The 21,560-nt window shown below is 65.0% G+C and carries 21 protein-coding genes and 1 tRNA gene; 9 read left to right on the top strand and 13 right to left on the bottom strand.

Annotated features, from left to right (window positions below):
* Nucleotides 1–130: 130 nt before the first annotated feature.
* A complete protein-coding gene (gene cysE / locus BRPE64_RS08625) occupies nt 131–931 on the top strand; it encodes a serine O-acetyltransferase (protein ID WP_016345696.1) in 801 nt (266 codons plus the stop codon).
* On the opposite strand, the gene BRPE64_RS08620 is transcribed toward cysE, so the two are convergent.
* From BRPE64_RS08620 to BRPE64_RS08605, 4 genes are all read right to left on the bottom strand, one after another.
* Entirely contained in the window at nt 928–1,737 is an 810-nt protein-coding gene (locus BRPE64_RS08620; protein ID WP_016345695.1) for a UDP-2,3-diacylglucosamine diphosphatase, read from the bottom strand. The genes cysE and BRPE64_RS08620 overlap by 4 nt on opposite strands.
* Nucleotides 1,738–1,748: 11 nt before the next feature.
* Nucleotides 1,749–2,240 carry a peptidylprolyl isomerase gene (locus BRPE64_RS08615; protein ID WP_016345694.1) on the bottom strand — a complete coding sequence of 164 codons (492 nt, stop codon included), beginning with the start codon at nt 2,238–2,240 and terminating at the stop codon, nt 1,749–1,751.
* A 61-nt stretch (nt 2,241–2,301) separates the two neighbouring features.
* Entirely contained in the window at nt 2,302–2,883 is a 582-nt protein-coding gene (locus tag BRPE64_RS08610) for a peptidylprolyl isomerase (RefSeq protein WP_016345693.1), read from the bottom strand.
* A gap of 93 nt (nt 2,884–2,976) precedes the next feature.
* Nucleotides 2,977–3,777 carry a tetratricopeptide repeat protein gene (locus BRPE64_RS08605; RefSeq protein WP_051180325.1) on the bottom strand — a complete coding sequence of 267 codons (801 nt, stop codon included), beginning with the start codon at nt 3,775–3,777 and terminating at the stop codon, nt 2,977–2,979.
* Nucleotides 3,778–4,264: 487 nt separating this feature from the next.
* Between BRPE64_RS08605 and cysS the strand changes: the two genes are divergently transcribed.
* From cysS to BRPE64_RS08570, 7 genes are all read left to right on the top strand, one after another.
* Nucleotides 4,265–5,662 carry a cysteine--tRNA ligase gene (gene cysS, locus BRPE64_RS08600; RefSeq protein ID WP_044041409.1) on the top strand — a complete coding sequence of 466 codons (1,398 nt, stop codon included), beginning with the start codon at nt 4,265–4,267 and terminating at the stop codon, nt 5,660–5,662.
* A 47-nt stretch (nt 5,663–5,709) separates the two neighbouring features.
* On the top strand, nt 5,710–6,783 hold the full coding sequence (locus tag BRPE64_RS08595; protein WP_016345689.1) for an endonuclease III domain-containing protein: 1,074 nt from the start codon (nt 5,710–5,712) through the stop codon (nt 6,781–6,783).
* 130 nt (nt 6,784–6,913) lie between these two features.
* On the top strand, nt 6,914–7,885 hold the full coding sequence (locus BRPE64_RS08590; protein ID WP_016345688.1) for an acetyl-CoA carboxylase carboxyltransferase subunit alpha: 972 nt from the start codon (nt 6,914–6,916) through the stop codon (nt 7,883–7,885).
* A 33-nt stretch (nt 7,886–7,918) separates the two neighbouring features.
* Complete coding sequence (tilS, locus tag BRPE64_RS08585; RefSeq protein ID WP_016345687.1) at nt 7,919–9,358, top strand: tRNA lysidine(34) synthetase TilS; 1,440 nt, start codon at nt 7,919–7,921, stop codon at nt 9,356–9,358.
* 340 nt (nt 9,359–9,698) lie between these two features.
* Nucleotides 9,699–10,949 carry an aspartate kinase gene (locus BRPE64_RS08580; RefSeq protein ID WP_044042080.1) on the top strand — a complete coding sequence of 417 codons (1,251 nt, stop codon included), beginning with the start codon at nt 9,699–9,701 and terminating at the stop codon, nt 10,947–10,949.
* Between the two features lie 118 nt (nt 10,950–11,067).
* Nucleotides 11,068–11,160, top strand: a tRNA-Ser gene (locus BRPE64_RS08575).
* 303 nt (nt 11,161–11,463) lie between these two features.
* The gene (locus BRPE64_RS08570; RefSeq protein ID WP_016345685.1) at nt 11,464–12,039 is read left to right on the top strand and encodes an outer membrane protein; all 576 of its coding nucleotides are present in this window, start codon (nt 11,464–11,466) and stop codon (nt 12,037–12,039) included.
* Nucleotides 12,040–12,110: 71 nt separating this feature from the next.
* Here the strand turns inward: BRPE64_RS08570 and loiP are convergent, their stop codons facing one another.
* The 9 genes from loiP to BRPE64_RS08525 all read right to left on the bottom strand — a co-directional run bounded on the left by loiP (nt 12,111) and on the right by BRPE64_RS08525 (nt 19,947).
* Nucleotides 12,111–12,869, bottom strand: a complete 759-nt coding sequence (gene loiP, locus BRPE64_RS08565; protein ID WP_044041408.1) for a metalloprotease LoiP — start codon at nt 12,867–12,869, stop codon at nt 12,111–12,113.
* Between the two features lie 168 nt (nt 12,870–13,037).
* Nucleotides 13,038–13,985 (bottom strand): malonate decarboxylase subunit epsilon, encoded by a 948-nt coding sequence (gene mdcH, locus BRPE64_RS08560; RefSeq protein ID WP_044042079.1) that lies wholly within the window; start codon nt 13,983–13,985, stop codon nt 13,038–13,040.
* A complete protein-coding gene (locus tag BRPE64_RS08555; RefSeq protein WP_144063339.1) occupies nt 13,982–14,620 on the bottom strand; it encodes a malonate decarboxylase holo-ACP synthase in 639 nt (212 codons plus the stop codon). The genes mdcH and BRPE64_RS08555 overlap by 4 nt, the downstream gene beginning before the upstream one ends.
* A complete protein-coding gene (gene mdcE, locus BRPE64_RS08550; protein ID WP_044041407.1) occupies nt 14,620–15,435 on the bottom strand; it encodes a biotin-independent malonate decarboxylase subunit gamma in 816 nt (271 codons plus the stop codon). Before mdcE ends, BRPE64_RS08555 begins: the two co-directional genes overlap by 1 nt.
* Nucleotides 15,432–16,274, bottom strand: coding sequence for a biotin-independent malonate decarboxylase subunit beta (locus BRPE64_RS08545; RefSeq protein ID WP_016345680.1), 843 nt, complete (start codon nt 16,272–16,274; stop codon nt 15,432–15,434). Before BRPE64_RS08545 ends, mdcE begins: the two co-directional genes overlap by 4 nt.
* Nucleotides 16,271–16,573 (bottom strand): malonate decarboxylase subunit delta, encoded by a 303-nt coding sequence (locus tag BRPE64_RS08540; protein ID WP_016345679.1) that lies wholly within the window; start codon nt 16,571–16,573, stop codon nt 16,271–16,273. Before BRPE64_RS08540 ends, BRPE64_RS08545 begins: the two co-directional genes overlap by 4 nt.
* 13 nt (nt 16,574–16,586) lie before the next feature.
* Nucleotides 16,587–17,453 (bottom strand): triphosphoribosyl-dephospho-CoA synthase, encoded by an 867-nt coding sequence (locus BRPE64_RS08535; RefSeq protein ID WP_051180394.1) that lies wholly within the window; start codon nt 17,451–17,453, stop codon nt 16,587–16,589.
* Between the two features lie 5 nt (nt 17,454–17,458).
* Nucleotides 17,459–19,135: a malonate decarboxylase subunit alpha gene (gene mdcA, locus BRPE64_RS08530; protein WP_016345677.1), complete on the bottom strand. Its 1,677-nt coding sequence runs from the start codon at nt 19,133–19,135 to the stop codon at nt 17,459–17,461.
* Complete coding sequence (locus tag BRPE64_RS08525; RefSeq protein ID WP_016345676.1) at nt 19,132–19,947, bottom strand: GntR family transcriptional regulator; 816 nt, start codon at nt 19,945–19,947, stop codon at nt 19,132–19,134. Before BRPE64_RS08525 ends, mdcA begins: the two co-directional genes overlap by 4 nt.
* 144 nt (nt 19,948–20,091) lie before the next feature.
* On the opposite strand from BRPE64_RS08525, the gene BRPE64_RS08520 reads away from it, so the two are divergent.
* Entirely contained in the window at nt 20,092–21,405 is a 1,314-nt protein-coding gene (locus tag BRPE64_RS08520) for an MFS transporter (protein WP_044042077.1), read from the top strand.
* The last annotated feature ends 155 nt before the right edge of the window (nt 21,406–21,560 follow it).

The raw sequence follows: 21,560 nt of genomic DNA, 5'->3' as shown, positions 1-21,560 counted from the left end.
TCCTACAATCGGCGAAAAACGGCGCAAGCCGATATAAGCTTTGCGCGTTCCGTGCTTTAGCCGCCGTGTGTTCATGCGTGCATAGGCGGCACGGAACGGCGCGCCCCGTCCCCTTCATCGAGACATCGCCATGTTCGACCGACTTCGCGAAGACATCGCCGCCATCCGCGAGCGCGATCCCGCCGCCCGCAGCGTCTGGGAAGTCGTCACCTGTTATCCCGGTCTGCACGCGATCGTCCTGCATCGTTTCGCGCACGCATGCTGGCGCGCACAGTGGCGCTGGCTCGCGCGGTTCGTGTCGCAGATCGCGCGCTTTCTCACCGGCATCGAAATCCATCCGGGCGCGACGCTCGGGCGGCGCGTGTTCATCGATCACGGCATGGGCGTCGTGATCGGCGAGACGGCCGAGATCGGCGACGACTGCACCATTTATCAGGGCGTGACGCTCGGCGGCACCTCGCTCACGCGTGGCGCCAAGCGCCATCCGACGCTCGAGCGCGGCGTGATTGTCGGTGCGGGCGCGAAAGTGCTCGGCGGCTTTACGATCGGCGCCGACGCGAAGATCGGCTCGAACGCGGTCGTCGTGAAGCCGGTGCCGGCGGGCGGCACGGCGGTCGGCAATCCGGCGCGCATCGTCATGCCGGCGGCAGGCGTGAAGAAGACCGGCGAGCCGGCGGGCGGCGGCTTCTGCGCGTACGGCATCACGCCGAACGCGGACGATCCGGTGTCGCTCGCGATTCACGGGCTGATCGATCACGCCTCGACGCAGACGCAGCGTATCGATGAGATCGTCGCCGCGCTCGAACGGCTGGGCGCGCGCATGGAGGCGCTCGATATCGCCGATGGCGCCGCGCTCATCGATCTCAAGCGCATGTGCACGTCGATGGATGGCAAGCCGGTGGACGTGCGCGCGGCGTCGGTCGAGTTTTAGAGCGGCAGCGCGCGCAGCCCGGTTTCGTCGAGCCGCAGATAGCCGCCGCGCGGCGGGTCGATATCCAGTTCCCAGTCGGGCAAAACCCAGCGCGCGCCTTCGACTTCGCGATGCATCGCCGGACGATGCGTGTGGCCATGAATCAGCGTATTCGTGCGGCTGCCGACGAAGAGGGCGGACACGGCTTTCTTCGTCACGTCGTATTTCGCCGATGTCACCGGCGAGTGCGTCATGCGCGCGCCTTCGCTCTTCGTGCGCATGCGCTGGCCGATCGCGAGACGCGTGCTGAGCGGCAGCGCCAGAAAGAGCCGCTGCGCGAACCGGTTGCGCGCGAGTGCGCGAAATCGCTGATAGCCGTGATCGGCGGTGCAGAGCGCATCGCCGTGCGCCAGCGCAATACGCCGGCCGAACGCGGTGATGACGAACGGATCGGGCAGGAACAGCGCGCCCGCATCTTTCATGAAGCGCGAGCCGAGCAGGAAATCGCGATTGCCATGCATCACGTAAAGCCCGATGCCGCGCTCGGACAGCGTGTGCATGAGACGCGCCATGCGGCGTGCGAAGCGTGCGCGTTCGTCGGTGTCGGGCGCGCCGAGAATGTCGTCGCCGATCCAGAATTCGAACAGGTCGCCGAGAATGAAGACGGAATCCGCCTCGTTCGCCGTCACTTCGATGAAATGCTCGAACGCGGCGACAGTGCGCGGAATCGCCTCGGAGAGATGCAGGTCGGAAATGAAAAACAGCGGGCGCGCGTTCTTCGCTGCACCCGCTGCTTCGCGATCGAAAGAAGTTTTCGTATCGATCATGCAGTCCGCGATCAGACCACGACGGCCTTTTCGATCACCACGTCGTCGACCGGCACGTCCTGGTGAAAGCCCTTCGAGCCCGTCTTGACCTTCTTGATCTTCTCGACCACGTCCATGCCCTCGACCACGCGGCCGAACACGGTGTAGCCCCAGCCCTGCGGCGTCGGCGACGAGTGGTTCAGGAAGTCGTTGTCCTTCACGTTGATGAAGAACTGCGCGGTTGCCGAGTGCGGGTCGTTGGTGCGCGCCATCGCGACCGTGCCGTTGTCGTTCGTCAGGCCGTTGTTGGCTTCGTTGTTGACCGGCGCGTCGGTCGGCTTCTGCTTCATGCCCGGCTCGAAGCCGCCGCCCTGAATCATGAAGCCGTCGATCACGCGGTGAAACACGGTGTTGTCGTAATGACCCTTCTTCACATAGTTCAGAAAGTTCTCGACGGTTTTCGGCGCCTTCTCGGCGTCCAGTTCGAGCTTGATGACGCCGTGGTTCGTATGCAGTTCGACCATGATGATGTTCTCCGGTGTGTTGATGGGCGACGTCGACGGGACACCGCCCGGTTGTTCGACGTTACTGCGAGACCACGCTCGCCGACTCGATGACGGTCGGCTTCTGCGGCACGTCCTGCATCGGGCCGCGCGTGGTGGTCGGGCTTCCTTCGATCTTCTTCACGACATCCATGCCCGCGACGACCTTGCCGAACACGGCATAACCATTGCCGTCCGGGCTCGGGTAGTCGAGACCCGCATTATCGACCGTATTGATGAAGAACTGGGCGGTGGCCGAGTTCGGGTCGCTCGTGCGCGCCATCGCGAGGGTGCCGGTGGCGTTCTTCAGACCGTTCTTGCTTTCGAGCGGGATCGGCGCGCGCGTGGGCTTCTCGGCGAAGCTCGTGTTGAAGCCGCCGCCCTGGATCATGAAGCCCGGAATCACGCGATGAAAGATCGTGCCGCTGTATTGACCGGACTTCACGTAGTCCAGAAAGTTCGCGACCGTCTTCGGCGCTTTCTCGGGATACAGCTCGACCTTGATGTCGCCTTGCGTGGTCTTGAAGAGCACGGTGGGGTGCGCGGCCTGCGCCTGGGGCTGGGCGAACGCCGGCGCGTTTGCGATCAGGGCAGCGCTCGTGAGCGCCAACATCAGGAATTTCATGAAGGATCGATCCTCGTGTGGTGAATGCGATGAGTCGGCCGCTTCGGCGACGGCCTCGCGCGCACGTTCGCGCGCACTTGTTCTCAGGGTCTCTCAGGGCCGCGCGTTCGGCGCGACGTACGGCGCCGTCGGCAGCGGGCCGCTCGGGCCGCCGAACGGCGAGTATTCGTCGGGCGCGGGCATGGTCGACGTCGTGCTGCCGGTGCTGCCGGTGCCGCTGGTGCCGTTCGTGGCCGAGGCGGGCGCCCATTCGTCCGCGGCCGTGCGCGGCGCGGTCGCGGCGGTCGCGCCCGAGGCGCTGCTGGCGCGCTTCTTCACGGGCGGCGTGTAGATGTTCTGAATTGCCGTGATTCGCTGGCTCGTGAGCGGACTCTTCGAGCCGAGCGTCTGCGCGCGCTTGTACGATTCGTTCGCGAGCCGCAAATAAAGATCGCCGAGATTCTCGTACGCGAGCGCATAGGCCGGGTTCGCCTTGACCGCGGTTTCGAGCGCGACGCGCGCCTCTTCATAGCGGCCTTTCTTCGCATAGAGCGCGGCGAGATTGTTATACGGCTCGGGCAGTTCGGGATACGCCTGCGTAAGCTCGGTGAACGCGGTGATGGCTTCGTCGTCGCGGTTCAGGCGCGCGAGCACGGTGGCGCGCTTGAACTTTGCCTGCACGTCGCGCGGATTGCTCGCGATGCGCGCATCGAGTTGCGTAAGCGCGGCGTTCCAGTCCTTGTTCGCGATGGCGGCATCGACCTGCGGCGTGTCGTCGCGCGTGGCGGGCGACGTTTGCGCGAACGCGGCGCCGGACGTGCCGAAGCACATGGCAGCGCCGAAGGCGGCGATCGCGACTGCGCGTGCGGCGAATGTGCTGAAGGTCCGGGGAACGAGCCGGCGGGAGAGTTGCAAAGGCGTGCGCGCTGAGCGTTGAGTCACTTGGAATCGATTCAATGATTGATGCAGCGAAGGAAACCGGAAAAGCGGCCCGAGAGCCGGCGAAAGCCTCGACGCACGGCCGGAACATGCGTCGATGCGACCGGTGCGGCATGCTCTCCGTCCAGGCGCATTGCCTGGCCCGGAACGCGGCTTGCAAAGCCCGCCGCGCGGCCGCCCGATGATTTCATAGGCTCAAGTCCCGGTGTTATACTCCGAGCCATTCTAACAAAAGGTCTGCACGTCCCGCGCACGAGTCTTGCGCCTGGCTTTGCCGGGTTGATTCTCGCGAGCAGCGCACCTGCGCCGACGCCAGACTCTCTTTTGCCACTCGTGGCCGTCTCCGTCCTGGTCGTATGACCGTCGTGTTCGCGCTCGCGTGTGCGTCTCTCGCTTCCGCACGCATCGTTCACGGCGTCTTCGGCCCGGCACACGGTTGATTCCGGTCTACGCATTGCCTTCTATGAATTCGCTGCGCATCTACAACACGCTCGCCCGTGACAAGCAAACCTTTACGCCGCGCCGGGCCGGCGAGGTACGGATGTATGTCTGCGGAATGACGGTGTACGACTACTGTCACATCGGTCATGCGCGCGTGATGGTGGTGTTCGACATCGTGCAGCGCTGGCTGCGCACGCTCGGCTACAAGGTCACGTTCGTGCAGAACATCACGGACATCGACGACAAGATCATCCGCCGCGCGGTCGAGAACAACGAGCCGATCAAGTCGCTCACGCAGCGTTTCATCGCGGCGATGCACGAAGACGCGCGTGCGCTCGGCGTCGAGCGTCCGGATATCGAACCGCGCGCAACCGATTTCATCCCGCAGATGCTCGGCATGATCGATGCATTGCACGCGAACGGCTACGCCTATCAGGCGAAAGACGGCGACGTGAACTACGCGGTGCGCAAGTTCGCGGACTACGGCAAGCTGTCCGGCAAGTCGCTCGAAGACCTGCGCGCGGGCGAGCGCGTCGCCGCGAACGACGCGAAGGAAGATCCGCTCGACTTCGTGCTCTGGAAGCAGGCGAAGGCCGGCGAGCCCGCCGACTCCGGCTGGGACTCGAAGTGGGGCCGCGGGCGTCCGGGCTGGCACATCGAATGTTCCGCCATGGGCTGCACCTTGCTCGGCGAGCACTTCGACATTCACGGCGGCGGTCAGGATCTGCAGTTCCCGCATCACGAGAACGAGATCGCGCAGAGCGAAGGCGCGACCGGTCAGACCTTCGTGAACTACTGGATGCATAACGGCTACGTGCAGATCGACAACGAGAAGATGTCGAAGTCGCTGGGCAACTTCTTCACGATCCGCGAAGTGCTGGAAAAATTTGATGCCGAGGTGGTGCGTTTCTTTATTGCACGGGCACACTATCGTTCGCCGCTGAATTACAGCGACGTGCACATCGACGATGCAAAGCAAGGACTCACGCGTCTGTACACCGCGCTGAAGGATGTCGAGCCGGACAATCAGCAACTTGACTGGAACGAGGCGAACGCGCAGCGTTTCCAGTCTGCGATGAACGACGACTTCAACACGCCGGTAGCCGTGTCCGTGCTGTTCGAACTCGCGAGCGAAGTGAACCGCACGCGCGATGCCGCGCTGGCTCGCCAGCTGAAGGGCCTCGCCGGCGTGCTCGGGCTGCTCGCGCGCGAGCCGCGCGCCTTCCTGCAGCAGGCGGCCGGCACCGGCGCGCGGCAGGGACTCGCGCCGCACGAGATCGAAGCGAAGATCGCCGAGCGCGTCGCCGCCAAGCAGGCGAAGAATTATGCCGAAGCAGACCGGATTCGCGCTGAACTGCTCGAAGCCGGTATTGCCCTTGAAGACAAACCGGGTGGGTCGACCGAATGGCGCCGCGTCTGAGCGCGGCCCTTCGAACCCTCTGATCGACTCACCAGGCAGGAGGCACGATGGCAACGGCCAGGAAGACGCCGGTCAAACGACCCGCGTCTGTTAGCGACGCGTCGGGCGCAACGAAGAAAACGCGCGGCGCGCAGATGAAAACGAACACGCAGAAAATCGATGGCGCGGGCGCGGCAACCGGCCGCAAGACCGCGCTCAAACGTGCGGGCGCGGGCAGCAAGCCGGCCGCAAGCGTCGCGCTCAAGGCTGCAAGCAAGGCCCCGATCAAGGCTGAAAAGCCGGAGAGCAGCGCGCGCCTGAACGGCGCCGCGCGCGCATCGAAGGGCACGGAAGAAGCCGAAGCGTCGCCCGCGAGGGGCAACAGCCGTGCGGTCGCGGCCGATGGCGCAAGCGCGCAGGCGCTGGTTCCGGACACGCATGAGGGCGAGATCGTGCGCAAGTCGCGCGTCGTTACGTCCGATGCAACGGTGCCGGTGCAGATCGGCGGGCTCACGCGCGAAGTCACGCGTCCCGACTACTGGGATCGCGCCTGCGCCGATCTCATGAAGCGCGACCGTATCCTCAAGAAGCTGATTCCGAAGTTCGGACAGATCCATCTCGTCAATCTCGGCGATCCGTTCTCGACGCTCGCGCGCTCCGTGGCCGGTCAGCAAATTTCGACCAAGGCGGCGCAAGCCATCTGGGAACGCGTGAAAAGCGCGTGTCCGGAGATTCATCCGGCGCGCTTTATCAAACTTGGTCACGAGAAATTGCAGTCTTGTGGCTTGTCGAAACGCAAGGCCGAGTACATTCTGGATCTCGCGCAGCACTTCGAATCGGGCGCGCTGCACGTCGACGCGTGGACCTCGATGGACGACGAAGCCGTGATCGCCGAGCTTACGCAGATTCGCGGCATCGGCAGATGGACGGCCGAGATGTTCCTCATCTTCAATCTGTCGCGCCCGGACGTATTGCCGCTCGACGATCTCGGCCTGATCCAGGCGATCAGCGTCAATTATTTCAGCGGCGAGCCGGTCACGCGCAGCGAGGCGCGCGAAGTTGCGGCGAACTGGGAGCCGTGGCGCACGGTCGCCACCTGGTACATGTGGCGCAGCCTCAATCCGATTCCGGCCGATCACTAAAATATACGCGCGCATGTCAGGCGCGAATAGGCGACTATCGTTGCTTTATAATCGATAGTTCCCGCGCGACTTTTTGAGGGACGGACGCGGTTAAAATACGCGCTGCCCGATGTTCCTAGGACTCGAACACATGAAGACCACGTTTCTGGATTTCGAGCAGCCGATCGCTGAACTCGAAGCGAAGATCGAAGAACTCCGCTTCGTTCAGGACGATTCCGCTGTCGATATTTCGGAAGAAATCGAGCGGCTGTCGAAGAAAAGCCAGCAGCTCACGAAGGATCTCTACGCGAACCTGACGCCCTGGCAGGTTTCGCAAATCGCGCGTCACCCGCAGCGGCCTTATACGCTCGATTACGTGAGCGAGCTTTTCACCGATTTCCACGAGTTACACGGCGATCGTTCCTTTGCGGACGACCTCGCCATCGTCGGCGGTTTCGCGCGCTTCAACGGTCAGCCGTGCATGGTGATCGGCCATCAGAAGGGCCGCGACACGAAAGAGCGCGCGCTGCGCAACTTCGGCATGCCGCGCCCGGAAGGCTATCGCAAGGCCGAGCGTCTGATGCGCACCGCCGAGAAATTCAGCCTGCCGATTTTCACGTTCGTCGACACGCCGGGCGCGTATCCGGGCATCGGCGCGGAGGAGCGCGGGCAGTCGGAAGCCATCGGCCGCAATCTGTACGTGATGGCGGAACTGAAGACGCCGATCATCACCACGATCATCGGCGAAGGCGGATCGGGCGGGGCGCTGGCCGTCGCCGTCGCCGATGTCGTGATGATGCTGCAGTTCTCCACCTATTCGGTGATTTCGCCGGAAGGCTGCGCGTCGATTCTGTGGAAGAGCGCGGCCAAGGCGCCGGAAGCGGCCGAGGCGCTCGGTCTCACGGCGCATCGCCTGAAGGCGCTGGGTCTCATCGACAAGATCGTGAACGAGCCGCTCGGCGGCGCGCATCGCGACGCGAAGGGCATGGCCGCGCTGCTGCGTCGCGCACTCGCCGATTCGCTGCGCCAGTTCCAGGGCATGGGCGTGCAGGACCTGCGCGAACGCCGTTTCGAGAAGCTCATGGCCTACGGCAAGTTCAAGGAAACGATGCCGGGCGCGTAACCCGGCGAGCACTTCTTTCTCTCACGAATCATCGTGACTTCCGACAGCGAAACCCCGGCCGGCCGCCTCGTCTGCGAGGCGCTGCGCGCGGCGGTTTCGGCGGCGGACCTTCCTCCAGATGCTCTTCTCGCCGTCGCGCTGAGCGGCGGACTCGACTCCACGGTTCTGCTCGATGCCACCGTGCGTTGCTTCGGCGCCGCGCGGGTCGTCGCGTCGCACATTCATCATGGACTGAGCCCGAACGCGAACGCGTGGGCCGCGCATTGCGAGCGCTTCGCGGCCTCGCTCGACGTCGCCTACGCGGCGCGTCACGTGGATGTCGCGCGCGCGGGCGGCGAGAGCCTCGAAGCGGCTGCGCGCGATGCGCGTTATCGCGCGCTCGACGAACTCTGCGACGAACACGCCGCAAGCGCGCTGCTGATCGCGCATCACGCCGACGACCAAGCCGAAACCGTGCTGCTGCAATTGCTGCGCGGCGCGGGCGTCGCGGGCCTCGCGGCGATGGCGCCGCAACGTGCGGACGGCGCAGTGCCGCGGCTGCGGCCGCTGTTGCGGCTGTTGCGCGCGCAGCTGGAGCAATACGCGCACGAGCGCGACTTAAGCTGGATCGACGACGAATCCAACGCCGACACGCGCTATTCCCGCAACGCGCTGCGCCACGACGTGCTGCCGGTGCTCGCCGTCCATTTCCCCGGTTTTCGCGATGCGCTCGCGCGCACGGCCTCGCACGCGGCAGCGGCGCAGCGTCTGCTGGACCAGCTTGCACGCATCGATCTGGAGCACGTCGCTCATGCCGATGAAGCGGGCGCACTCAAGCTCGACGCGCTGCTCGCGCTCGACGACGATCGCGTGATCAACCTAATGCGCCACTGGATTCGCGCGCGCGGTTTGCAGGCGGCGTCGAGCGTGCGCATCGCCGACATGCTGCGCCAGTTGCGCGATGCCGCCGCCGCGCGCGACGGCCACGCGCTGCGCGTCGATCACGCGGGGCATTGCCTGCGTGTTTATCGCGGCGCGCTCTTCTGGGAAGCGGGCGACAGCACTGACACCGCCGATCTCGACGAAGGCGCGCCCGCGCAAAAAACCGCGCTGGAACTGCACTGGCAGGGCGACGAAGTGTGGCGCCTGCCGCAGTGGCGCGGCTCATTCGTCTTCGAACCGGTCGATGCAAGCACGAACGACGCAGCCGGCGACGTGGTCGGCGAGGGCGTGCTGCGCACCGCGCCGCTCGTCGCGCGCTCGCGTGCGGGCGGGGAGCGCATGCGCGTCGCGGGCGAAGCGCCGAGCCGCACGCTCAAGAACCTGTTTCAGGAGCGCGGCGTGCCGGCATGGAAGCGCGATGTCCCGCTGCTTTTCATCGGCGAGGCGCTGCTGTTCGTTCCGCATCTGGGCGTCAACCGGGAAGCGGCGCCTGAGGCGGCGCACGGACCGTGGCGCCGCATCGTGTGGCGGCCGGACCTGCTGCTCGCGTAGCGGCGTCAGAGCCACGACAGACGCCATTCGGGAAGCGTTGCGCAGAAGTCGGTAAAATCGCCGACTCGGGGGCTTCATCTTGTAATTTCAGCTTCGATCGGGTACGGTAACTCGGTTTCGCCCCAAGCGCGTTTTTGCGCGGCAGCTCCGTTCAAAAGACTCGATTTCGCCCGCAACTACGCCGCCATGCGCGCAGCGTTACGACATCGTGCGCGCGACGGGCGTGCGGCAGCGTCCGCGTATCGTTGGCTCAATATCCCCCGAAGCAACCGAACGCGAGTCTCAAGCGCTGCGCATCGAGCGCGTGAAGCGCGGTTTTCCCCTTCAGTTCAAAACGACAATGGCACTCATCGTACACAAATACGGCGGCACTTCGATGGGCTCGGTCGAGCGCATCAAGAACGTCGCCAAGCGCGTCGCCAAATGGCATCGGGCCGGCCACAAGATGGTCGTCGTGCCGTCGGCGATGTCCGGCGAAACCAATCGCCTGCTCGGTCTCGCGAGAGACATCAAGGCCGATCCGGACCCGCGCGAACTCGACATGATTGCCTCCACCGGCGAACAGGTGAGCGTGGGGCTTCTCGCCATCGCGCTGCATGCCGAAGGCCTCGACGCCGTGAGTTATGCCGGCTGGCAAGTGCCGATCCGCACGGACAGCGCCTTCACGAAGGCGCGCATCAGCGAGATCGACGGCGAGCGCGTGCTCAAGGATCTCGATGCGGGCAAGGTCGTCGTGATTACGGGCTTTCAGGGCGTCGATCCCGAGGGTCACATCGCGACGCTCGGCCGCGGCGGCTCGGACACTTCCGCGGTCGCGATCGCGGCGGCGATGAAGGCGGACGAGTGCCTGATCTATACCGACGTCGACGGCGTCTACACGACCGATCCGCGCGTGGTGGAAGAAGCGCGCCGGCTCGACCGCGTGACGTTCGAGGAAATGCTGGAAATGGCGAGCCTGGGCTCGAAGGTGCTGCAGATCCGCTCGGTGGAGTTCGCCGGCAAGTATCAGGTGAAGACGCGCGTGCTCTCCAGCCTGACCGATCCGCTGATGCCGCTCGAGCAGGAGATGCACTCCGGCACCCTGATTACTTTTGAAGAAGACGAGAACATGGAAAAAGCAGTGATTTCTGGCATCGCGTTCCAGCGCGACGAAGCGCGCATCGCGGTCATGGGCGTGCCCGACAAGCCGGGCGTCGCATATCAGATTCTCGGGCCGGTCGCCGATGCGAACATCGACATCGACATGATCATCCAGAACCAGAGCGTGAACGGCAAGACCGACTTCACGTTCACGGTCGGCCGCGGCGACTACCAGCGCGCGCTCGAAATCCTGAACAATCAGGTGAAGGGCCACGTGCAGGCGGAAACCGTGCTGGGCGACCCGAAGGTGTCGAAGGTGTCGGTGGTGGGTGTCGGCATGCGTTCGCACGTGGGTATCGCGAGCACGATGTTCCGCACGCTGTCGGAAGAGGGCATCAACATCCAGATGATCTCGACCTCCGAAATCAAGATCTCGGTGCTGATCGACGAAAAGTACACGGAACTCGCGGTGCGCGCGTTGCACAAGGCGTTCGAGCTGGACCGCGCGTAAGGCTTCGTTTGGGCGCCGGCAGATTCAAAAAAATCGTCGAGCGAATTTGACCGGCGCGTGCGAACACGCTATTATCTCGATCTCGTTGCGCTGCACTCCCGGTGCAACGAAAAGTTTGGGAGACGTGGCCGAGAGGTCGAAGGCACTCCCCTGCTAAGGGAGCATCTGGCTAAAAACTGGATCGAGGGTTCGAATCCCTCCGTCTCCGCCAGCGTAGTAAGAAAAGCCCCGCAAGTGTAAAAACTTGCGGGGCTTTTTGTCGTTTCGGCGCGACGATCGGCGTTTGCGCATTGCTTCGTCATCCTGTGTGAGTTGGCGGTGCCGAAAATATTTATTCTTTAGGATGTTTCCGCTTTCGATGGTGGCCGTAGGTAACTAATCTCGCGGGTTGTTTGTCTTATGGCAAACAAAGTGCAACGCAACGCAAGTGTTCGTTGTCCCGATTTTACGGTTATCGCCTGCACGCGCTTGGCGCAGTGCGGGTAGTACCTCTCTTACGGTTCATCAGTCAGTCATGGCAGGTTTCAAGAAATTCGTCGCGCCGTTACTCGTCTCGCTGCTCGCGGTTGCACATGTGCAGGCTACCGAGTATGCGGGTCCCAGCGAAGTCGCAAGTCCCAGCGAAGTCGCAAGTCCCAGCCAAGTTGCAGGTTCCAGCGAATTCGCAGGTCCTTTTGTCGGCACGAAAGTCGGCATCAACTGGTCGGATGCAACAGGCGGCACCTATCAGCGGTCCACGCACGCAACGTTCTTCCCCGGCCTGATGGCGGGCTACAACTTCGATGTCGATCGCTTCGTGGTTGGTATCGAAGGCTTTGCGGATTTCCATGAAGGCTCGACGACCTACAAGGACGGCGGCTTCGACGCACGCGTCGGCATGCCGCTCGACAACCATCTGATGCCGTATGCACGCATCGGCTTTACGGGCTTCTGGCCGGATACGCGGTTCCACTACGGTGCGGGCCTCGAGTACAAGTTCCAGAAGAACTGGAGCGTTTCGGGTGAATACACCGCCGATACCGCGAGCTACCAGGGCGGCCATCGCCACAACGACAGCCTGACCGTGGGCGTGCGTTACTACTTCAACTGATTTTTCTTCAGTCGATGCACGCGCGTCGTGACGCGCGTGCAACACGCCCAGAGGCGTGATTCAGGCAGACATCACTTGCCGGACGCGATCCGGTCTTCGATATGCTTCGCGCGCGCCGGCGACGCCGGATGCGAACTCAGCATGCTCGACTTGCCGCCGTCGATGGTCGCGAGCTTCTGGAACGCGGTCACGAGGCCCTTCGGGTTGTAACCCTTCTTTTTCTGCGTGTCGAACGAGTAATCGTCCGCGGCCGTTTCCTGCGATTGCGAGAACTGCGCGTTGACGAACTTCTCCGACAGGTCGCCGAGCTGCGACGCCGACAGATTCCCGACGATCCCGCCCGCCGACGACGCCACCGTACGCGCCGCCGTGGTCACATACGCGACCTGCATCGCCTTTTTCGTGTGACCGAGCGCGACGTGGCCCATTTCGTGGCCGACGACGCCGCGCACTTCGTCATCGTTCATCAGGTCCATGAGTCCGCTGTAGACGCGCACGCAGCCGTTGGCCATGGCCCACGCGTTGACGTCCTTCGTCAGGTACACCTTGTAGTTGACGGGCACGCCGTTGATGTTGTCGCCGAGCTGCTTCGAAATCGTGTTCAGACGCTGCGTGTACGGACTGCCGGCCGGCGCGATCTGATTTTCCTTGTCGAGTTCGGCGCAGGATTTGTCGGACAGGGTGCGGACGTCGGAGTCGCTGAGCGAGAGCGCCTGCGTAGCCAACTGGCCGGATTGCATCAGTTGGTTCGGATCCATGCTGCCCATGCTGCTGCACGACGCGAGCGTGACCACGGCGGATGCGGCCACCACAATGCGGACGATTGTCATAGTTTTACCTTTGGAATGTCATTATGGTTGTCGTCGAGCAGAGATGCGTCGACGTCGTGAAATGCTAATGAAAGTCGACTCGTAAGCTACCCGAAAATTCCGATTTTGCTGACAGAATCGATGGAAACGCCAGCGCGAAGCGCGAAGCAGTCGCGAACGCGCAGCGAATCAATCGTTCGCGCGGTCGCGCGCGATGCGCACGCGTGCGGCGATCGCGCCGATCGGCGACGCGTCCATCGCGTAGGCGGGGGTGCCGGGCAGGGCGTCGGCGAGTAGCGAGGTCAGCGTCTGCCCCGGCGGCATCTCGACGAAGACGTTCGCGCCGAGTTCGGACAGCGCGATGGTGGAGTCGTGCCAGCGCACCGGATAGCGCAGGTTGGTCGCGAGGTCTTCGCGGATTGCGTCGGCACGGCGCAGCACGCGCGCGCCGCGATTGCCGACATACGCGATGCGCGGCGTCTCGATAGGCACATCGCGCGCCGCATCGATGAGACGCGTGGCGGCGTCCTCCAGCAGCACGCAATGCGACGGCACGCTCACCGCGAGCCGTTCGGCCTTGCGCGCGCCACGCGAAAGCGCGAGGTCGCGGACCTGCGCGAGCGCGGCATCGCTGCCTGACACGACGATCTGGCGCGGCGCGTTCAGATTGCCGATGTAGGCATCGGCCTTGATGTCTGCCTTGATGTCATCAAGAACGCGCGCGATCTCGCGCTCGTTCAAGCCGAGCACCGCGAGCATGCCGTAGCCGTGCGGACGCGCTTCCTCCATGAACGTCGCGCGCAGTCGCACGAGCTTCAGCGCATCGTGAAAGGCAATCGCGCCGCTCGCGACCGCCGCGCCGTATGCGCCGACCGATAGCCCCGCGACCGCTTCCGGCTCGATGCCTTCCTGCGCGAGCGCGCGCGTCGCGGCCACGCCCGCGACGACCAGCGTGATCTGCACCGCGACGGTCGACGCGAGCGCATCGGCGGTATCGAGTGCGAGCACGTTCTCGCCGAGCACGTCCGATGCTTCATCGAACGTGCGCGCGATCGCCGGATGCGGCGTGTCGCCGCCGAGCCGATGCAGAAAGCCCGGCGTCTGCGCGCCTTGTCCGGGAAAGAGAAAGGCGATCATGCGCGCGCCCACGGATCGGTGACGAGGCGCGGACCGTCGGCGTGCCGCAGCATCACGCGCAGATTGGGGCGTGCGAATTCGGCCAGCGAGAAGGCCGCGTCGGGCGTTTCGATCTGCGCGTCGATGCGCGTGCCTGCCTGCCGCGCGGCGTGCGAGAGCGCGTCGAACAGCGATGCGGCGTCGTCGCGCGATAAAGGCGTCGGCGCGCGCACGACGAGATCGAGATCGCTGTCGCGCGTGAGCGTCGGCATTGCGCTGGCAAGTTCGAAACCGGTGCTGCCTGCGGGTCCCCAATCGACGCCATGCGCATCGATGATCGCGGCCACCGCGCGCAGCAACGCAAACGCGGGCAGCGCGGCGCGGCTCGGTTCGGGCTGGCGCGTGCGCAGTTCTTCCGGCGTGAAGATCGCGTGGATCCAGCGCGGCTCGATCCACGTGCCGAAGCGTTCATGGCGCGCCGCGCCGCGCACGCCGACCGCGATCGCCGTGCCCGCGCACGGTGCGCGTCGCACGACCACGAACGGCGCGCGGGCGAGTGCCGCCGCGACCCATGCGGGCGCATCGGCGAAATGCGGAGTGCCGGACGCGAGCCGCAGCAAGTCGTGCGGACGCGGCTCGTGCGACTCATGCGCCATCACGCGCTCCACTGCTCGCGCATGCGCCTGCGCACTTCGATCGACGCGGCGCGCGTGCGCTGTGCATCGGCGGAAGCGAGGCGATTCGACAGATCGCGCGGACCGTTGCGCGCATCGTCGAGCGCAGCGGCAAGCGACGCCTTTACGCGTTCGATGTCGGCGGGAGAGGGCGCATCGGCATTCACGCCTTCGATCAGTTCGTGCAGCAGCCCGAGCTTCGCGTACGCGCTCATCTTGTAGGACATCGGCAGGACGGTATCGCCAAGTGCATCGAGACTTTCGACGCTGCGCCGGGTGACGCGCGCGGCCGCTTCCTTGCCCATTGCGTGCACGGCGGTGCCGGGCGCGTCGAGCGCGACGATACGGTTCGCCTGATAGCCGTGCGCGAGGTACGCGCCCGACATCGCCGGCCCGACGATCAGCGCGATCACCGGATGTCCCGCGAGCCGCGCGCTCGCGTAAGCATCGACGGCGGCGGCGCACGCGAGGTGAACGCCGAGCAGTTCCTCGCGCCGTCCGTACGCCTGGCTCTTCACATCGACCACGGCGACGATCGGGCGCTTCACGTCGGCATCGCGATCGGCGTCGAGCACCTCGCGCACGGCGCGAGCGAGCAGCCAGCCCTGTTCGAGTCCGACGACGTTATCGGTCGCGCGCGGAAAACGGTTCTGCGAATCGGGCACGACGGCGAAAAAGCGCGCCGTGTCGTCGCCGAGGCGGCCGTCGCGCGCACGGATCGGGCCGCTTTCGGCTTGCACGGATGCGGAAGTCAGCGCGTCGAGCCAGCGCTCGCCGCGGGAAAGCTGCTCAGTCATGATGTGCCCCACAAGTTGCGCAGTGTGTCGGGATCGATGGCGTCGGGGTTCACTTGCGCGAGCCGCGCGATGAAGCCGTCGACGTCTTCGCTGCGATGCCGCTTCGGTACGCCGCGCTCGAACGCGGCGAGCACGGCGGCGCGCACCTGATCGGTGTCGTCTTCGACGAGCGCGTCCGCGAGACCGACTACGACGCGTTCTTCGCCGCCGATCATCGACCAGATGAGGCGCCGGTCACCCGAGTCGAGTTCCTCGATGCCCGCTTCCTGCTCGATCACTTCCGGCCCGTTCATGCCGAGCCGCGCCTGACGCGTCATTACGAGTTCGGTGCAAAGCGCCGCCGCGAGCGACATGCCGCCGAAGCAGCCGACCATTCCGCCGATCACGCCGACCACCGGCACGTGCGACCGCAGCGCCATGATCGCCGCCTGAATCTCGGCGATGGCCGCAAGCCCGAGGTTCGCTTCCTGCAAGCGCACGCCGCCGGTTTCGAACAGCACGACGGGACGGATGGCGCGCCCGGCTTCGAACTCGCCGAGCGCCATTTCGAGCGCCGCGGCGATCTTCGCGCCCGACACTTCGCCGATGCTGCCGCCCTGAAACGCGGGCTCGATCGCGGCGATGACCGCCGGCTCGCCGGCAAGCAGACCGCGCGCGATCACCACGCCGTCGTCGGCCTGGCAGACGACGTTCTGCATCGCAAGCCACGGCGATTCGAGCCGGTCGAAGGGGCCGAGCAGTTCGCGGAACGTGCCGGGGTCGAGCAGCGCCTGGGCGCGTTCGCGCGCGGTCAGCTCGATGAAACTGTGGCGCGCGAGAAACGTGTCGTGCGCGTTCATGGCGTATCTCCTTCGCTGGCTTCCACCGCTTCGTTCAGGCGCAGCATGACGACGCCGGGCGTCGCGCCGAAGTCGTTGACCTCGATCTTCGCGGCGCCGTCGTAGCGTTGAAAGAAGCGGTCGAGCACGCTCTTCCACACGTGCCCGTAACCATCGACGCTCGTGCGGATCACCACTTCCGCGTGCGCGTCCGGCGACGGCGAGAGCAGCACTTCGAGATCGCCCGAACCGACGACGCCCACGTGCGCGGGGCGCGTGACGGGCCGTTTGGCGGGATATTCGTATCGCATGTTTTCCATGGTTCGTTCCTCTTCAGGGCAAGCGCCTGAGACTGTCGAGAAAAAGGGTCGCCGCGAGCAGGTCGGCCGCGCCGCCGGGCGATGCGTTCAGCGCCAGCAAATCGGCGTCCAGTTGGGCGAGCGCGGCACGACCTTCGATCGTGCTCACGCCGCCGCGATCGATCACGTGGCGCGCGCCGCGCTGCGCCGCATCGAGCGCATCGAGGCCGCCGCGATGAAGCAGGCAGGTATCGTCGAGCGACGCGATGATCGCGATCAGCGCATCGAGCCGCGCGTCGGTTTCGGCGAGGCCGCGTGCGCGCGCATCGTCGAGTGCAGTGATGCCCACGCGCCGCGCGTGCGGAAAGCCGTCGCGCGCTTCGCCGCGTGCGCCCGCCACGCGAAAGCGTTGCGTGACGCGCGCGCCATGACTCGTCGTGGCCGATGCCGGCGCGTAGCGATCTTCATGACGCGCGATCGCGGCGGCCGACGCGCAGATCGCGTCGCTGTCGTTCGGCGCATGCATCGCCGCGCCCGCGCACAGCAAGCCGACGATCCAGATCGCGCCGCGATGCGCATTGCTGCCGTCGGTTGCGCGCATCATCGCGGCTTCGCCTTCGCGGCCGATGCGCGCCAGTTGCTCGCGCAATGCCTGCGACGGTTCTGCATTCGACGCCGCGCGCGCGAGCGCGAAGAACGTCGGTTGCAGCGCATGCGCGGAGCGCAGCATCGTGTCCAGATCGAGATCGCGATGTGCGCCGCTGCCGCGTTGATCGACGAGTGCGGGCTTCGGGCTGAGGCACGCTTCGTCGATGAGCGCCGCGACCGCGCATTGGGCGATGCGCGCGGGCGACGCGGGGCACTCCGCATCGCGCAGCGCCGGGGAGAGGGCGGGGCGCATCGCGCTCACCAGCTTCTGAAGCGCGCGGGCGGCGTATAGAGCCCGCCCGACCACGCGACCAGATCGTCGATGCTGCGTGCCGCCAGCAACGAGCGCTTCGCTTCGCCGCGCCGCACGCCGAGATCTTCCGGATACGCGACGATGCCGCGCCGTCTCAGCTCGGCCGACTTCGCCGGATCGGCGCGCATGCCGATCGGCGTCACGCCCGCAATCGCGGCGAGCGCCGCGCGCCGCTCTTCGACGCCTTCGGCCGCGTGCAGATAGGCAATGCCTTCTTCCGTCACGACATGCGTGACGTCGTCGCCGTAGATCATGACGGGCGCGATCGGCATCTTGCTTTTCTCGCCGACGGCAATCGCATCGAGCGCATCGACGATGGTCGGCTCGCCGCCTTTCTTGTACGTCTCGGCGGTCTGCACGACGAGCTTGTGGCCGCGCGCGATCTTCGGGTTCGGGCCGTCGTCCTTCAGCAGTTTGAGCCACGCTTCGCTCGAATGGCGCCGTCCGCGCGGATCGTGTCCCATGTTCGGCGCGCCGCCGAAGCCCGCGAGACGCCCGAGCGTGACGGTCGATGAATTCGCGTCGGCGTCCATCTGCAAGGTCGAACCGATGAACAGATCGACACCGTACTGCCCGGCCAGCTGGCAGAACACGCGGTTCGAGCGCAGGCTGCCGTCGCGGCCGGTGAAGAACACGTCCGAGCGCGCCGCGATGTAATCCTCCATGCCGACTTCGCTGCCGAAACAGTGCACGCTTTGCACCCAGCCGGATTCGATCGCCGGAATAAGCGTCGGATGCGGATTGAGCGCCCAGTTCGTGCAGATCTTGCCCTTGAGCCCGAGCGATTCGCCGTACGTCGGCAGCAGCAGTTCGATGGCGGCCGTATCGAAGCCGATGCCGTGATTCAGCGACGTGACGCCATAACGCTCGTAAATGCCGCGAATGCTCATCATCGCCATGAGGATCTGCAATTCGCCGATGTGACGCGGATCGCGCGTGAAGAGCGGCTCGACCGCGAACGGCCGATCCGCCTTGACGACGACATCGATCCACGAGCCGGGAATATCGACGCGCGGCAGTTCATCGACGATCTCGTCGACCTGCGCGACCACGATGCCATGCCGGAACGCGGTGGCCTCGACGATCGTCGGCGTGTCCTCGGTGTTCGCGCCGGTGTAGAGATTGCCGTGCCGGTCCGCCTGCGCGGCGCACACGAGCGCCACCTGCGGCGTGAGATCGATGAACATGCGCGCATACAGTTCGATGTACGTATAGATCGCGCCGATCTCCAGCATGCCGTCTTCGAGCAGTTGCGCGACGCGCAGGCTTTGCGGCCCGGCGAACGCGAAATCGACTTTGCGCGCGATGCCTTGCTCGAACAGCGCGAGATGCTCCGGTCGGCTGATGCTCGAAATCAGCAGATGCACGTCGTGCACGCGTTCGGGATCGAGCTTGGCGAAGGCGCGCGAGAGAAAGTCGGCCTGCTTCTGATTGTTGCCTTCGAGCGCGACGCGGTCGCCCGTGACGATCAGCGCGCTCAACGCATCGACGATGCGCGCGGGATCGAGCACGGCGCCGTCGAGCCACGGCTCGATCAGCTTCAGACGGCGCGCCTTTTCCTGCGCGCGCGTGTTCCAGTTGCGGGTGGCGGCGAGCGCGCCGGCGGGTGTGGACGAGTTCATCGGTCTGCCTGTGGGTCTGCCTGTGAGGAAGTCGTTGGAGTCGTGCTGGAAGATGCGGAAGCAGCCGCGCGCGGACGGCGTTTCTTCTTGACGTGGCTTGCCTGGGCGAGCGCCTGCGCATCGGCGAGAAAGCGGTAAATCAGTTCGCCCGTCGCGAGCAGATGGCGCGCGACGAGCGTCTGCGCACGTTCGATATCGCGCGCGACGAGTGCATCGAAGATCGCGCGATGCTCGGCATCGGACGAATCCTTGTGAATCGGAAGGCCGAGCTTCAGGCGCAGATAACGTTCGCCGCGGCGATGCATCTGACCGATCAGATCCATCAGATGCGGGCGGTTCGCGGGCGCGTAGAGGCTCATATGGAACTGCTCGTTGCGCACCACATAGAGCGCCTGATCGGACTCGCTTTCGGCGGCGTCGAGGAGACGTTTGGCGTCCGCCAGCGTCTCGGGCGTGTGATGCCCGATTGCGATGCCGATAGCGAGACTTTCGAGCGACGCGCGGATCTCGTAGATCTCGCGCGCCTCGTCGGCCGATTGCAGGCTGACGGCCGCGCCGCGATTCGGCTCGATCGTCACCCAGCCTTCGCTTTCCAGTTGCCGGAAGGCTTCGCGCACCGGAATCGCGGACACCGAAAATTGCCGCGCGATCGCGTCCTGGCGCAGCGGCTCGCCCGGCAAGAGCGAGCCTTCGACGATCGCGGCACGCAGCGCATCCGCGATGAAGCGCGACGTGCTCTGGCGCGGTTCGAACTGCGCGTCGCGGAATGAAACCGGATTCGAAGACCCGGGAGCAGAGAGATCGGTCGGCATGGCTAGGTGAAAGTGCGGACTTGTCGTGTGGTGATGTTCAAATATTATATATAAAAATGCACACGGAACCCCGGTGCTTTCCCTAGACGCCATAACAAACACTTTTAACGCGTGCGTCGTTAATTTCTCTGGAGAGACATGGCCATGCCGACAACGCTCGATCGACAGATAAGCGCCACGCGCGCCAAACGTACGCCGCTCAACCGGTCGCAGATCACCGGTTTCTGGGGCGCGTGGGCCGGCTGGACGCTCGACGGGATGGATTCGTTCATCTACGCGCTCGTGCTCGCACCGGCGCTCACCGAGTTGCTACCGCGCTCAGGTTACGCCGCGACGCCGGCGAATGTCGGGCTGGCGGGCTCGATTCTGTTCGCGCTCTTTCTGGTGGGATGGGGACTGTCCTTCATCTGGGGACCGCTCGCCGACCGCTTCGGGCGCACCAAGGTGCTGGCGGCGACCATCTTCACGTTCGCGATCTTCACGGGACTTGCCGCCACCGCGCATACGGTGTGGGAACTCGGCATCTATCGCTTTTTCGCGGGCGTGGGCATTGGCGGGGAATGGGCGCTGGCCGGCACATATGTGGCGGAAGCGTGGCCGGAGGATCGCCGCAAGATGGGCGCGGGCTATCTGCAGACCGGCTATTACGCCGGCTTCTTTCTCGCCGCCGCGCTGAACTACACGATCGGCGCCGCGTTCGGCTGGCGCGCGATGTTCCTGGTCGGCCTGTTCCCGGTCGTCGTGTCGATTCTCGTGCTCATGCGCGTCAAGGAAACCGACAAGTGGGAGCGCGCGGAAGTCGCCACGCCGCACGTGAAGCACCAGAGTTCGCTGAAGACCATCTTCAATGCGCAGTATCGCAAGCGCACGATCGTCGCGGCGGTGTTGCTGACGGTGGCGATCATCGGCTTGTGGGCGGGCGCGGTGTATGAGCCGTCGGCGGTGATCCAGCTCGCGACGAAGGCGGGCATGGACAAGCACGACGCGGCGCGCATGGCGTCGATCGCGACGGGGCTGCTGTCGATCGGCACCATCGTCGGCTGTCTCGCGCTGCCGCCGATGGCCGAAAAAATCGGCCGCAGGAAGACGCTCGCGGTGTATTTCGTCGGCATGGCGGCGTCGATTGCGCTCGCGTTCGGCTGGGCGTTCTATCTGCCGAACGGGCTCGTGCCGTTTATCGCGCTGCTCGTGGTGCTGGGCTTTTTCGGCGGCAATTTCGCGCTGTTCTCGCTGTGGCTTCCGGAGCAATTCGAGACCCGTATCCGCGCGACGGCGTTCGCGTTCTGCACGTCGGTCGGACGGTTCGTCGGCGCGATCGTGAACTTCGGCATCGGCGCGATGGTGCTCAACATGAAGACGCTCGGCGTGCCGATCGCGCTCACGGCGATCGTGTTCCTGGTCGGCCTCGCGGTCATTCCGCTCGCGCCGGAAACCCGCGGGCAGGAACTGCCGAACTGAATGGCGTCACGCTTCATGCGGACGGCGGCCTGGTTTTCACAGGCCGCCGTTTTTCATGCGTGCGCGCCTTACTTTTCGTAATTTTATCGACCGTAATAGGACGTTACCAAGTCGAACACTTGCGGCAGCATCCGTCCGATATAGTCCCGTCAACA

The organism is Caballeronia insecticola (assembly GCF_000402035.1).
Taxonomy (GTDB): Bacteria; Pseudomonadota; Gammaproteobacteria; order Burkholderiales; family Burkholderiaceae; genus Caballeronia; species Caballeronia insecticola.
The sequence above is the reverse complement of the archived record's forward strand: the minus strand, read 5'-3'. Positions and strand labels throughout refer to the sequence as shown.